14 protein-coding genes are annotated in these 13,007 nt (G+C 49.6%); all 14 read right to left on the bottom strand.

All coding sequences use genetic code 11. From position 1 onward, the window contains the following. Window positions 1–317 precede the first annotated feature (317 nt). The 14 genes from rsfS to MCJ35_RS09005 all read right to left on the bottom strand — a co-directional run bounded on the left by rsfS (window position 318) and on the right by MCJ35_RS09005 (window position 12,379). Window positions 318–668, bottom strand: a complete 351-nt coding sequence (gene rsfS, locus MCJ35_RS09070) for a ribosome silencing factor (RefSeq protein WP_008725630.1) — start codon at window positions 666–668, stop codon at window positions 318–320. Next, complete coding sequence (gene yqeK, locus MCJ35_RS09065; protein WP_025487355.1) at window positions 646–1,257, bottom strand: bis(5'-nucleosyl)-tetraphosphatase (symmetrical) YqeK; 612 nt, start codon at window positions 1,255–1,257, stop codon at window positions 646–648. The genes rsfS and yqeK overlap by 23 nt, the downstream gene beginning before the upstream one ends. 10 nt (window positions 1,258–1,267) lie before the next feature. Continuing rightward, window positions 1,268–1,906, bottom strand: coding sequence for a nicotinate-nucleotide adenylyltransferase (nadD, locus tag MCJ35_RS09060; protein WP_025487356.1), 639 nt, complete (start codon window positions 1,904–1,906; stop codon window positions 1,268–1,270). A gap of 15 nt (window positions 1,907–1,921) precedes the next feature. Beyond that, a complete protein-coding gene (gene yhbY / locus MCJ35_RS09055; protein WP_025487357.1) occupies window positions 1,922–2,221 on the bottom strand; it encodes a ribosome assembly RNA-binding protein YhbY in 300 nt (99 codons plus the stop codon). Between the two features lie 11 nt (window positions 2,222–2,232). Then, window positions 2,233–3,522: a GTPase ObgE gene (gene obgE, locus MCJ35_RS09050; RefSeq protein ID WP_025487358.1), complete on the bottom strand. Its 1,290-nt coding sequence runs from the start codon at window positions 3,520–3,522 to the stop codon at window positions 2,233–2,235. Between the two features lie 89 nt (window positions 3,523–3,611). Beyond that, on the bottom strand, window positions 3,612–3,902 hold the full coding sequence (gene rpmA, locus MCJ35_RS09045) for a 50S ribosomal protein L27 (protein ID WP_008725620.1): 291 nt from the start codon (window positions 3,900–3,902) through the stop codon (window positions 3,612–3,614). A 33-nt stretch (window positions 3,903–3,935) separates the two neighbouring features. Further along, on the bottom strand, window positions 3,936–4,283 hold the full coding sequence (locus tag MCJ35_RS09040) for a ribosomal-processing cysteine protease Prp (RefSeq protein WP_008725619.1): 348 nt from the start codon (window positions 4,281–4,283) through the stop codon (window positions 3,936–3,938). 11 nt (window positions 4,284–4,294) lie between these two features. Beyond that, window positions 4,295–4,603 (bottom strand): 50S ribosomal protein L21, encoded by a 309-nt coding sequence (rplU, locus tag MCJ35_RS09035; protein WP_007864499.1) that lies wholly within the window; start codon window positions 4,601–4,603, stop codon window positions 4,295–4,297. A 159-nt stretch (window positions 4,604–4,762) separates the two neighbouring features. Continuing rightward, window positions 4,763–5,563: a hypothetical protein gene (locus tag MCJ35_RS09030; RefSeq protein ID WP_025487359.1), complete on the bottom strand. Its 801-nt coding sequence runs from the start codon at window positions 5,561–5,563 to the stop codon at window positions 4,763–4,765. Window positions 5,564–5,695: 132 nt separating this feature from the next. Further along, entirely contained in the window at window positions 5,696–7,135 is a 1,440-nt protein-coding gene (locus MCJ35_RS09025; RefSeq protein WP_025487360.1) for a TrkH family potassium uptake protein, read from the bottom strand. A 13-nt stretch (window positions 7,136–7,148) separates the two neighbouring features. Further along, window positions 7,149–8,504, bottom strand: a complete 1,356-nt coding sequence (gene trkA, locus MCJ35_RS09020) for a Trk system potassium transporter TrkA (protein ID WP_008725611.1) — start codon at window positions 8,502–8,504, stop codon at window positions 7,149–7,151. A gap of 39 nt (window positions 8,505–8,543) precedes the next feature. Then, window positions 8,544–9,725, bottom strand: a complete 1,182-nt coding sequence (locus MCJ35_RS09015) for a ribonuclease E/G (RefSeq protein ID WP_240299451.1) — start codon at window positions 9,723–9,725, stop codon at window positions 8,544–8,546. Continuing rightward, window positions 9,725–10,507, bottom strand: a complete 783-nt coding sequence (locus MCJ35_RS09010) for a TIGR03936 family radical SAM-associated protein (protein WP_025487361.1) — start codon at window positions 10,505–10,507, stop codon at window positions 9,725–9,727. The genes MCJ35_RS09015 and MCJ35_RS09010 overlap by 1 nt, the downstream gene beginning before the upstream one ends. Window positions 10,508–10,510: 3 nt before the next feature. Continuing rightward, window positions 10,511–12,379, bottom strand: coding sequence for a TIGR03960 family B12-binding radical SAM protein (locus MCJ35_RS09005; RefSeq protein ID WP_025487362.1), 1,869 nt, complete (start codon window positions 12,377–12,379; stop codon window positions 10,511–10,513). Between the last annotated feature and the right edge of the window lie 628 nt (window positions 12,380–13,007).

The following is a 13,007-nucleotide window of genomic DNA, read 5'->3' as shown; positions in this document are numbered from 1 at the left end:
CCAGCTGCCGCCAATACACAGCAAGGGAAGAGGGAGGCCGAGGGAGGGCGCAGACCGTCCTGTCCTGGTGACATTTGGAGCGGTTCGGCCGGACTTAGGGGGCGGGATGCAAAAACAGAAGGCGGATTTGGAGCGCTCCACGCCCAAATCCGGCTGCCCATGGAGGGGCAGGCATCAAGCCTGCGCCGTAATTGGCAGCGAACCTTCTGTTTTTGCATCCCGGCCCCTTAGTCCGGCCCACCGCGGAAACCAGGAACCAGGGCAGGACGGTCTGCGCCCTCCCTCGGCCTCCCTCTTCCCTTGCGTCCCTCTCAAGACTACAGTTCCTCAACGTCCACAAACGTCTTCCCATCCCTCCAGATCCGTTCCAGATCATAGAACAGCCTGTCTTCCTTACAGAAGATATGGACAATCACATCCTTATAATCCATGAGGATCCAGTTTGCATTCTGATAGCCCTCAATCTGTTTGCACTCACAGCCCTCTTTTCCCAGGATTTCTTCCACGTTATCCGCCATGGCCTGAACCTGGTTGGGGTTGCTTCCATCGGCAATGATGAAGTAGTCAGCCAGGACCGATACGGACTGGATATCGATGATTTTAATATCCTCCCCCTTTTTATCGCTCAGGGCCTTGTATGCCAGTTTAACCATTTCCTTTGAGTTCATTGCTGTCTCCTTTCAGCCTCTTAAAATATTCATATGCTTCTACGGTCATAGGGTCGATGTTCCCGCCCTTCTTATCCAGATATTCCAGGGTTCCGGACAGGATGGCATACATGGTGTCATCCAAATCCTCGAATGCCATCTTCCGTATGATTGGAAGATTCTCCGCCTTATAACGCCTTGGCTCGATGTAATCCGCAATATAGAGGATTTTATCCAGGGTGGTCATATCAGTTTTACCGGTTGTATGGCAGGCAATGGCGTCCAGGATTTCCCGGTCCATTATCTGATATTTATGTTCTGCCAGCCAGGCGCCGTACTTTGCGTGAAGGACCGGCAAGGCCTTCAGCTCATCCTCCGTCACTTCAATCCCGTGTTTCAGGCATTTCCTCAATATTACGTCATCGGAATAACGTTTCCCACAGTCATGCATCAAACCGGCCAGTTCCGCCTTATCCATATCATAACCATAGCGCATGGCCAGGTTCATACAGGTAAATGACACACTCAGTGAATGTTCATAGCGCATGGGGTCCAGTCTTGACTTGAGTTTTTTCCTCATCATCATGATCTGGCTGCATTGTGTCTCCATATAATCCTCCTTACACATCCTCATACTGGCATTGCAGCACGTTATCGGTATACAATCCATGGGACCGGATGTATTCCTCCACAGGCTCCGGCACCAGACCGCTGATTGACAGCCCCTCCGCCACCGCGGACCTGATTTTCTCAGATGACACATCCATCTGCGGACAGTGGATTGGGTAAATAACAGCGCCGTACTTATGGGAAAGATAGGCAATCTGCTCCTCCATGATCCTGTGCCTGGTCTTGTATGCCCTCCCGGCCACCAGAAGCACGGCCTGTCCCATCACCAGCTCCGGATGATACCAGTGTTCGATTTCGTACAGTGAATCCGCGCCTATTATAAAATAGAACTCATCCTCACCGCGCTCCTTTTTCAGGAGTGTAAGGGTCTGGGCCGTATAAGTATTGCCCTTCCGCTCCATTTCAAAATCCGAATACAGAAAACAGGGGATATCCGCGATTGCCAGCAGGACCATGTCCCGGCGCATCTTCCCCTCTGTAATCCTATGATCCTTTTTGTGGGGCGGTATCCCGGAAGGCATGAACCAGACATGTTCCAGTCCGAATTCCTCGTATGCCTTTTTCCCTAGTTCCAGATGACCGTTGTGTATGGGGTCAAATGTCCCGCCCAGAATTCCTATCCTTGCCATAGAAATCCCTCTCCCTTATTTTTCAGGCAGCACGATTTTACGTTTCGACTTTTCCTTTGCCGGACGGTAAAGTACAATCTTCCTGCCGATTACCTGCACAACCTGTGAATGGGTGCGCTCTGCCAATACCTCAGCAATGGACCTGCCATCGTCCAGACAGTTCTTAAGGACCGTGATTTTAATCAGTTCCCTGGCTTCCAGGGCTTCATCCACTGCCTGTGTGATTTCAGGCGTAAGGCTGGATTTGCCAATCTGGAACACAGGAACAATATTCATGGCCAGGCCTTTGAGATAGGCTCTCTGCTTACTCGTCATATTAACTCCTTTTACTTATAATAATCAAACTCCAGTCCATATATACGGACCGTATCCCCTTCTTTGATGCCTGCCTCTTCCAGTTCCTTAAGGATTCCTGTATTCTTGAGGAATTTCTGGAAGAAATCAAAGCCTTTCTCAGAGTCCAGATTGGTGTATCCCAGCATCTTCTCGATTCTTGGCCCTTCCACCACATAAAGTCCTTCCTCTTCCTTGGAAACAGTATATGGAAGGTTCCGGTCACCCTGGTACTCAATCTCGAATTCTTTTTCAAACACAACCGGTGCATCGTCCACTGTCTTTAACAGGTCATTGATATGGTAAAGCAGTTCCTTTACCCCCTGTCTGCTGACAGCTGATATGGCAAATACCTTGATGCCCTTTGGCTCAAATTCAGCCCTCAGCGCATCCAGTATCTCATTGGAATCATCCTCTGAATACACGGCATCCATCTTGTTGGCGGCAATGACCTGGGGACGCTTTAACAGTTCCGGGTTATATGCCTCCAATTCTTTGTTAATGGTACGTATATCCTCCAGCGGGTCACGGCCCTCCACGGAAGCGCCGTCCACCACATGGACCAGCACTTTAGTGCGCTCAATGTGTTTAAGGAAGGCATGTCCCAGGCCCACGCCTTCGGATGCCCCCTCGATAAGGCCCGGAATATCAGCCATGACAAAACCGGCGCCATCCCCCAGGTCTACCACGCCAAGATGGGGATTGAGGGTTGTAAAATGGTAATTCGCAATTTCAGGCTTTGCATTGCTCACAACGGACAGCAGTGTGGACTTTCCAACATTGGGAAATCCTACCAGTCCCACGTCCGCAATCACCTTAAGCTCTAACTGTACAAACAGTTCGGCTCCCGGCTGCCCCGGCTGGGCGTATTTGGGTACCTGCATGGTTGATGTTGCAAAATGCATGTTTCCAAGGCCGCCCTTGCCGCCCCGGAGGATTACCTCCCGCTGGTTATCCCCTGACATATCGGCAATGACCTTGCCGGATTCAAAATCCTTAATCACGGTACCTTCAGGCACCTTTACTATCAGGTCTTCTGCATCCGCTCCATGGCAGCGCTTCTTGCCGCCCTGTTCCCCGTCCCTGGCAATGTATTTGCGGACATGGCGGAAATCCACCAGTGTGTTCTTACCTTTGTCCACCTGGAAAATGACGTCTCCGCCCCGTCCTCCATCGCCTCCGTCAGGACCGCCGTTGGGGACGTAAAGCTCGCGCCTGAATGACACATGACCGTCTCCGCCCTTGCCGGATTTAATAAATATTTTTGCACTATCGGCAAACATACATAGCACCTCCTGTGGTGTTGTCCCCAACAGGATATTCCCGTTGAAGAAAAAAGAGCTCCATACGCCAAGTATGGAGCCCTTCGAAATTATTCGTTGATTGCCCTTGGATATACAGAAACCTGCTTCCTGTCTCTGCCCTTCCTCTCAAACTTAACAACTCCGTCTACTAAAGCAAATAAGGTATCATCATTACCTCTGCCTACGTTGTTGCCAGGATGGATATGGGTTCCGCGCTGTCTGTACAGGATGTTGCCTGCCAGTACGAACTGTCCGTCAGCCCTCTTGGCGCCAAGTCTCTGGGACTCAGAGTCTCTACCGTTCTTGGTAGAACCAACACCTTTCTTATGAGCGAATAATTGAAGGTTCATCTTTAACATGTGTTACACCTCCTTGCTTTTCCACGATGTATTTTATCGTGGACTTTCCTTATACTTGACATTAATATATGATTTCCCGTAATCCTTCTCAATATTCCGTAATCCCAGAACAAGAGAATTCATAAGGAGCTGTGACTCAGGACTTATATCTGAAGTGAAGCAAAATTCGAACTGTACGTCCTCCTGGCCTGCCCCGCCTTCAAATTCATCTTCCGTAAATGCCTCCACCGAGTTAAAAAAGTTCAGGGCTAATGCAGATACAGCAGCACAGATGATATCCTCACCTTCCTCTGCATAACCAGCATGTCCCTCCATCACGATTCCCCTGTAGATGACATTGCCTGAATCTGTGGAATCTTTTAATACGGTTGCTTTAATCATATCATTTACGATTAAGCATTGATTTTGTCAATCTTAACCTGGGTATAAAGCTGTCTGTGGCCGTTCTTCTTATGATAGCCAGTTTTCCTCTTATACTTGTAAACGATAACTTTCTTAGCCTTACCTTCCTTCTCAACTGTTGCTGTAACAGTTGCTCCGGATACGGTTGGGCATCCAATCTGCAGCTCGCCGTTGTTAACAACCAGCACCTGGTCAAATGTTACGGTCTCGCCTGCGCCTGCGCCCAGTCTCTCTACCTTAATGACATCGCCTTCTGCTACCTTGTACTGCTTTCCGCCTGTTGCTATAATCGCGTACATGAAAGGCACCTCCTATAATCATTACTCGCCAGCTTCGGTGTCCCTGCTTCCCTGTCCTCAGACAAATGGGCAGAATCTTAGAACCTCGCTGTGCGGCATACTTGATTATAATAGCATTTCCATCTGCTGATGTCAACAGGAATTTCCACTATTTTTCAGCTAATTTACTTTTTCTATTGCGCTGACATCCATCAGTTCTATATACTGTCCTTCTGCCACCGTTACCTCCACCGGCTGGAAGAAGGTCTGGTAATCGTCCATGTAATCATAGTAATAGCGCACGTCGTTATACAAGGCATAGTGGGCGCCGTCGGATGTAAGGGGCGTCAGACGGTAGGTCCCAGGCTCCATATCACGTCCTGCCTTATACATTCCTGTGGGTCCGGGGGTAATGCCTGCCTGGTCCGCCAGTACTGCGTACCCCTTTGACATGATCAGATGCTGGCCATTATAAAGGGTAATCAGGCCGTGGTGCTGGAAACGGAAGGTTCCAATCTTCTTTTCATCTGAATCATTCTTATATAAAGTAAGGGTGCTGGAGGAAAATGCACGGTTCCCCGAAGTATCTTCCGTAAACACGGCATACTCGCCAGGGGGCATGTCCCGTCCGATGACATAGCTCCCGCGCCCATATATCTCAGGTATGTCCTCCTGTCCGGCCACTGCTTCTGCCGCGGCCTGTCCTGCCGTCCCCGATTCTGCCTGGATCTGTCCGTCCGTGTCAAGATCTGCCTGAATCTGTCCGTCCGCACCCGGATCTGCCGCAGCCTGTCCATCCGGTAATCCCTCTTGTTCCCATCCTGACGCCGCCAGGCCTTCACCGGCAGCATCCTGCCCATTTCCCTTAGTCTGCGCTGCCGCTGTCCCGCTGGCAATCACCGCTGACAGCAGGAACGCGCTTACGGCGTATATTAATTTGTGAATCCCTTTTCGGATCCGTATTCCAGTTTTTCCTGTCAACTGCATCCCTCCTTAATCCATGGATAAAAAAAGCATACAATACCCGTCAGGATCAGTCAAGGAAGGCCGCTGATTTTTCACTTACATTTCACAATTACATGCAATCCTGTGATACCGCCAATCCCTACTGCATCAGCTGCGTTTCCAGGTTCCCGGTGACAGGAGCACCAGCATGGGGAACAGTTCCAGCCTTCCTGCAAGCATGTCGAATATGAGCACGGTCTTGCTCAGATAGGACATCATGGAATAGTTGGAAGCAGGACCAACCACGGACATCCCCGGCCCGATGTTGTTTAAATTGGCAGCCACCGCTGAAAAGGACGTCATGAAATCAAAATTGTCCAGGCTGATGATCAGCGTAGATATTGCAAATATCATGAAATACACAATGATATAGGCATTGAGGGAACGCAGGGTGTTGTGTTCCAGGGGCTTTCCTTCATACTTCAGTACCTTGACACTGCGCGGATGGATGACGGATGCCATTTCTTTTTTGATTTCTTTAAATGCAATCATGATACGGGATACCTTCATACCCCCGCCCGTACTTCCGGCACAGGCGCCGATGAACATGATAAGCAGGAGTATGCTCTTGGAAAATTCCGGCCATACATTATAATCAATGGTGGAATATCCCGTGGTTGTGATGATGGATGAAACCTGGAAGGCCGCCTGGTGGAATGCCATGAACAGACTCGGGAAAAGGGAGCGTATGTTAATGGTGATAAGGAGGATGGCAATCACGACAATGGCCAGATATCCCCTCAGCTCCTCACACCGGAACGCATCCTTTGGCTTACGTATCAGCATCAGATAGTACACGTTAAAGTTCACGCCAAACAGCAGCATGAACACGGTAATGACCCCCTGCTGGTACACGGTATAATCAGCCTGTCCTGAATTACGGCAGGCAAAGCCTCCTGTACCGGCCGCGCCAAAGCTCATGCAGATACTGTCAAACAGGGGCATTTTCCCTATCAGGAGCAAAATCATCATCACAATCGTCATGCAGAAATAAATAGTGTACAGAAGCTTGGCCGTAATCCTTATCTTTGGCACCAGCTTTCCCACAGAAGGCCCCGGGCTCTCCGCACGCATGATATGCATATTATAATCCCCTGCCATGGGAAGGATGGCAAGGATGAATACCAGGATCCCCATGCCGCCAATCCAGTGGGAAAAGCTTCTCCACATCAGGGATGCCTTGGATAAATCCTCAACCTTTGGGATGATACTGGATCCGGTGGTGGTAAAACCGGAGACGATCTCAAACATGGCATCAATGATATGCGGTATTTCCCCGCTGATGACAAAGGGCATACAGCCGAAAAAACTCAATACTATCCAACCAAGGGATACGGTCACAAACCCTTCCCTTGCAAAGAACATTTTCGTCTTCGGTTTTTTCCTGGTACAGGCAATGCCTAACAGTCCGCATACAACCGCCACCCCCAGATAGATAAAACCGATGTTTTCCTTATAAACAGCAGCTGTCAGAACAGGCAGCATCATAAACAGGGCCTCAATGTTCATTATCCAGCCCAGCATATACATAATTATATTCCGATTCATTTCCAGCCCGCCTTTACTTCAGGATATCCTTTAAGTCGTTAAGCCCTGTGTGTGTGGTCACGATGATGACCGTATCCCCTACCTGGATTGTATCCTTGCCTCGGGGAGTGATGAATTTACCGTTCCGGTTGATGCATGCAACCAGAAGATTACTCTTAGTCCTCAGGTCCTCCAGCGGAATTCCCACAACCGGCGATGCCTCCCTCACCCTGAACTCCAGCGCCTCGGCCTTGTCCGCAACGATTTTGTATAAAGTCTCAATGTTGCTTCCCATGGAATTCTGCATGGCGCGCACATACTGAAGTATGATGTCCGCAGTCAGCATCTTGGGGTAAATCACACTTCCCAGGTTCAGGGAATTGATGACATTCTCAAAGGCAATCTTGTTTACTTTCGTAATCAGCTTGGCTTTTGACTGGCTGGCCGCATACAGGGAAAGCATGATGTTCTCCTCATCAAAACCGGTCAGGGATGCAAATGCCTCGGTCTGGCGGATGCCTTCCTCCAGAAGAAGCTGCTGGTCAGAGCCATCGCCGTGGATGATCATGGCCTCCGGAAGCAGTTCACTGAGAAGCCGGCACCGCTCCTCATCCTGCTCAATGATCTTAATCTTTATCTTGGCCCCGGTCAGCGCCTTTGCAAGGTAGACGGTCAGCCTTCCTCCGCCCACGAACATGGCGGTGTTAACCGTATTATTCTCAATCCCCGCCTTGTGGAAGAACTCAGCCGAATCAGAGTGGGGCGCAATGAATGAGATTTTATCCCCGCCCAGCATGACAAAGTTTCCATCCGGTATCACCACCTCATTGCCCCGCTCCACAGCACAGATCAGCACATTGCTTTTTAACCGGCTGACCACCTCCATCACCTTCATCCTGTCCAGGATGGAACCCTGGGGAATCTGGAATTTCAGCAGTTCAATCCTGCCTTTTGCAAAGGGCTCAATCTTGATTGCACTTGGAAAACGCAGCAGCCTGGCAATTTCCCTGGCAGCAGCCAGTTCCGGGTTAATGGCCAGGGACAGGTTTAACTCCTCACGTATATAATTGATCTCGGCTGAATATTCAGGGTTGCGGATACGGGCAATGGTGTGGCAGTTTCCTGCCTTCTTGGCAATCAGGCAGCACAGCATGTTCAGCTCATCCGAGTTGGTGGTTGCAATCAGAAGGTCTGCCTCTTTAATACCAGCCTCCATCTGTACCTGATACACGGCGCCATTTCCCGTGACACACATGACATCGATGCTGTCAGCCACTGCCTGCAGCGCTTCAGCATCCGAATCAATCAGCGTGATATCATGCTGCTCCCTGTTCAGCTGTTCAGCCAGGGTGGTTCCCACCTTGCCGCATCCAACAATTATAATTTTCATTTTCCTTCCCCTTTTGCTCCTTTGTGTGATATTTTATGTTCAGACCTGCTCATAAAGCGGCTTCCTCACTTTTTTCCTGGTCACCTCAACCAGGTTCAGCCTGGTCATATCCACCACCGTGGTCTTGACCGGGTCCTTTGAAACAACGTCCCCCAGATGGCGCATCAGCATTTCCCTGTCCTCTTCCCGCTCCATATCGATAAAATCAATGAGTATGATTCCCGAGAGGTTCCGGAGCCTGAGCTGGCGTCCGATTTCATCTGCGGCCTCCATATTAATCCTGCATATGGTGTCCTGCATCTTTTTTTTGCCTGAGTATTTGCCTGTATTCACATCAATGACAACCATGGCTTCCGTAGGCTCAATCACAAGGTATCCACCGGATTTCAGCCACACATGCTTGTTAAGGGCGTGTTCAAGGGCTGAATCCAGGCTGTAAAGCTTGGACAGGGGAAGCAGTTTATCCTCATACAGGGTCAGCTTATCCGCGTCCTCTGCCTGGTATTCCTCCAGATAATCCTTTAGTTCTTCATAATAGGCAGGTATGTCCGTCACGATTCCATCCAGTGTGCCGCTGTAGGAGTCCCTGATCGCCGCGATATATCCCGGCAATGCCCTGTAGATGCAGCTGTAACAGGTACGGCAGGACGCTTCTTTTGACAGTTTCAGATACATATCCTTCAGCTGCCTGTATTCCTGCAAAAGCACCTCATCCGCTGCACCGGCCCCGTTGGTGCGCACAATAATGCCAAACCGGTCCCCGTCTTCTGCCAGGGCCTCATTCAACATGCTCCTGACCCTTGCCTTATATTTATTGTCCCCTATCTTATTGGAAAAACCGACTCCCGTCTTCCCAGCGGTAAGTACACAGTACCTGCCGGTAAATGCAAGCTTTCCGGTCAGGACCGGCGCCTTTGTCTTTACCGCGTCCCGGCTTACCTGGACCACGATTTCATCCCCGGCTTTCAGCTTCCCTGTGGAGGGTGAGACAAACAGATGCTCCTTGTTTTCATCCAGGCTGTAATAGCCTGTCCTGCCACCGCCTATGTCCACGAAGGCCGCATTGATATTGCCGACCACCTTCTGGACCTTGCCGATATATATGTTATTTAACAGGGAGGAGGAATCCTCCGGCTCCATCATAAGCTGGGTAATACGGCTGCCGGATACAGCAGCCGTACATACCCTGTCATTCAATTGTGTTACAATCAGCCTGTCCATTACAATATTTCCTGCCCCAACTGTTCCAGTGATACAAACTCATGGCTTCCCTTTTCTTTCTGCGCATCCATTGCCATATCGGCATATACCTCTTCCCGCTGCACCAGATAAGCGAAATCCGGCCGTTCCAGGCCCAGATGGGTATAATATGCATCCAGCACCAGATCAGGCTTTATATTGGAGGAACTTCCGGTGGAGATTTTCATGAAAAGGGCCGGCCGGTCCTTTTCATGCGGGGATGTTCCTTCCTCCTGGTCCCCTTCCTCCCATCGGTCAAGGTAAAGCTCATAGACCAGGGGTTTTATATCCAGCTCAGCCTGTCCCTTTTTGGTCTTCTTGGTGACAATCACCTGAGGCTGTCCATAGAAATCCACCAGACCCCTGAACCAGTCCTCTGCCGTCATTCCCTCCGGCTCATAGCCGGGACGGAAGGCAACCCTGTAGTCAGCGGCCGCCACAATGGACATGGCGTTGCCCGCCGTATCCGGCAATTCCCGGTAACTGACAATCTCAAACCCTTCCGACATGACCTGGTTCAGGCGGCAAACCATGGATTCAGAATCCTCCGTGCCCTGTACTTCTATGTCCACATACTCCCCGTTGCTGGTAATCCCCACGCCCAGGGGCGCTGCAAATGACATGACCTGATGGGGGCTGAACCCGCCGCTGTAACAGATATCCACCCCTGAACGGCGGATGGCCTTCTGGAAATACCGCATCACATCCAGATGGCCGATAAATTTCATTGTACCGTGTTTTTTAAATTTAATCCGAATTTTCATATATTATCCCTTTACCGTTTCATAACAGACACCGCTGCCAAATGATTTTGCCCCACAGCCGGAACACCGCTGCCTGCAGTTGGGCGTTACCTGTTCATTGACCGCGGCATTCCACTCACGTATCAGGAACTCCTTGGTCACTCCCGCATCAATGAAATCCCATGGGAATACTTCGTCCAGGCTGCGCTGTCTGGTGGTATAGAAGCCGATGTCCACACCGCAGGTCTCAAATGCCTTCATCCATATATCATTGTTAAAATATTCCGACCAGGAATCATAGATGGCTCCTGTGCGGTATGCCTCTTCAATCACGGCGCCCACACGCCTGTCGCCCCTGGCCAGCACGCCCTCAAGGACAGTCAGCTCCGCTTCATGCCAGTTGTATTTAAGGCTCTTATAGTTCCTCATCTCCCGGAACTTGCCGCGGACTATGTTGGCGCGCTCAATAAACTCCTCCTTGGTGCACATCCTGGCCCACTGGAAGGGGGTAAAGGGCTTGGGAACAAAGAATGAGGAACTGGCCACAATCTGCACCTTGCCATTTCTCTGGTCCTTCGGTATCTCATAATACTCTTCTGCTATTTTCTCGGACAGCAGGGCAATCCCCTCCATGTCCTCCACGGTTTCCGTGGGAAGGCCCAGCATGAAATACAGCTTCACCCGGTTCCAGCCAGACTCAAAGGCATCCCTGGCCCCCTTGAGGATTACCTCCTCGGTCAGGCCTTTGTTGATGACATCCCTTAAACGCTGGGAACCAGCCTCAGGCGCAAAGGTCAGGCTGCTCTTCTTAATATCCTGCACCTTACTCATGACATCCAGTGAAAATGCGTCAATCCTCAGGGACGGCAGGGAGATATTGACTCCCTTCCCCTTAAATTCGTCAATCAGGAAATTCACCAGTCCTTCTAACTGGCTGTAGTCACTGGAGCTTAAGGAACTCAGGGATATCTCCTCATGTCCGGTGTTCTTCAACATATCATAGGCATAGCGCTTCAGGTATTCCAGGCTGTGCTCCCTCAGGGGCCTGTACACATCCCCGGCCTGGCAGAACCTGCAGCCCCGGATACAGCCGCGCTGTATCTCCAGCACCACCCTGTCCTGTGTCACCTTAATAAAAGGCACCAGCGGCTTTTCTATATAGCCCACGTCATCCATATTGCTTACGACCTGTTTTGTCACCACCGGCGTGGCATGGCTGTTATTGGGCAGGAAGCTCTCAATGGTCCCGTCTTCCTTATAAATGACATCATAAAATGCCGGCACATAGATACCGGGTATCCCTGCTGCCAGCTCCAGGAAACCGCGTCTGGTCCCGCCTTTTTTCTTATTTTCCTTGTAACGGTCCATAAGCTCAAAATATACGGTTTCACCTTCCCCAATATAGAATATATCAAAAAATCCTGCTAACGGCTCCGGATTGTAGGCGCATGGCCCTCCGCCTATTACGATGGGATGCTCCTCCGTCCTGTCACATGCGTGAAGGGGAATCTGGGACAGATCCAGTATCTGGAGCACATTGGTATAACACATCTCATACTGCAGGGTAATTCCCAGGAAATCAAAATCCTTCACCGGGTCCTGGGTCTCCAGGGTAAACAGCGGAATCTTCTTCTCCCTGAGTATGGGGTCTAAATCCATCCATGGGGAATACACACGCTCGCAGTATATGTCATCCCGCTGGTTGAACATGGAGTATAGGATCTGGATGCCCAGGTGGGACATGCCGATTTCGTAAACATCGGGGAAACACATGGCAAAGCGGATATCCACTTTTTTGGGGTCCTTATTCACCATGTTCACCTCACCGCCGATATAGCGGGCAGGCTGCTGAATGCTCAGTAACACTTCATCATTTAATGCTAGTTTTCTCATGATTTTTCCTTATTTATTGTGCTTTTACACAGTATTTTTGATTTATAGTAAAGGCCGGTATGAATTGAAAAGAAGCCGGACCTGTGTCCTGAACTGCTCTTCTTTGCTCCTTTTTTCACCCCTTTTTCTAAAAATCAGGCTTTTTTAATACAAAGATTTTTAATCCCAGCTACATGACACGGGACGAAACAATCTGCCACAATGCATAATTATAATTCATTTCACGGTATTAAGCAACACTATTCGGCAGAACATACCCCTGAAAAGACTGTGGAATTCACAACCATATCCTGAATCCTTCAGAGGGAAGAATACTGAATATGATAAGTATACCACATTCCACCAAAATACTCTATATATCGGTACTTTCTTCCACTGTTCATCCGGCTATCATTGATTTTTCCAGTTCTTTTATTCCTGTCATACATAAGATAAACAGCCTTTCATATCGCAATGATTGTGCTATATGGGAAATAAGATGATAGAAAAAAGACAACTGCCCCTTTTTAAGAGATAAGTTGCCTACAGTCTGATGCATGACTCCATTCCATATGAATGGGTAGCGCCTTAAATATGATTTTTTAGCTTCAATAATTTGTCGTGTGTGATTTTTTCTTCCCATAATGCG

It is taken from the genome of Enterocloster sp. OA13 (assembly GCF_022440595.1).
Classification (GTDB): domain Bacteria; phylum Bacillota; class Clostridia; order Lachnospirales; family Lachnospiraceae; genus Enterocloster; species Enterocloster hominis.
This window is presented reverse-complemented; position numbering and strand designations above follow the sequence as displayed.

What these genes read in the sequence shown, in the direction of transcription:
- rsfS (WP_008725630.1), bottom strand. Translation starts at nt 668, where the DNA reads ATGAACTCAAAGGAAATGGTTAAACTGGCATACAAGGCCCTGAGCGAT.
- yqeK (WP_025487355.1), bottom strand. Translation starts at nt 1,257, where the DNA reads ATGGAGACACAATGCAGCCAGATCATGATGATGAGGAAAAAACTCAAG.
- nadD (WP_025487356.1), bottom strand. Translation starts at nt 1,906, where the DNA reads ATGGCAAGGATAGGAATTCTGGGCGGGACATTTGACCCCATACACAAC.
- yhbY (WP_025487357.1), bottom strand. Translation starts at nt 2,221, where the DNA reads ATGACGAGTAAGCAGAGAGCCTATCTCAAAGGCCTGGCCATGAATATT.
- obgE (WP_025487358.1), bottom strand. Translation starts at nt 3,522, where the DNA reads ATGTTTGCCGATAGTGCAAAAATATTTATTAAATCCGGCAAGGGCGGA.
- rpmA (WP_008725620.1), bottom strand. Translation starts at nt 3,902, where the DNA reads ATGTTAAAGATGAACCTTCAATTATTCGCTCATAAGAAAGGTGTTGGT.
- MCJ35_RS09040 (WP_008725619.1), bottom strand. Translation starts at nt 4,283, where the DNA reads ATGATTAAAGCAACCGTATTAAAAGATTCCACAGATTCAGGCAATGTC.
- rplU (WP_007864499.1), bottom strand. Translation starts at nt 4,603, where the DNA reads ATGTACGCGATTATAGCAACAGGCGGAAAGCAGTACAAGGTAGCAGAA.
- MCJ35_RS09025 (WP_025487360.1), bottom strand. Translation starts at nt 7,135, where the DNA reads ATGAATCGGAATATAATTATGTATATGCTGGGCTGGATAATGAACATT.
- trkA (WP_008725611.1), bottom strand. Translation starts at nt 8,504, where the DNA reads ATGAAAATTATAATTGTTGGATGCGGCAAGGTGGGAACCACCCTGGCT.
- MCJ35_RS09015 (WP_240299451.1), bottom strand. Translation starts at nt 9,725, where the DNA reads ATGGACAGGCTGATTGTAACACAATTGAATGACAGGGTATGTACGGCT.
- MCJ35_RS09010 (WP_025487361.1), bottom strand. Translation starts at nt 10,507, where the DNA reads ATGAAAATTCGGATTAAATTTAAAAAACACGGTACAATGAAATTTATC.
- MCJ35_RS09005 (WP_025487362.1), bottom strand. Translation starts at nt 12,379, where the DNA reads ATGAGAAAACTAGCATTAAATGATGAAGTGTTACTGAGCATTCAGCAG.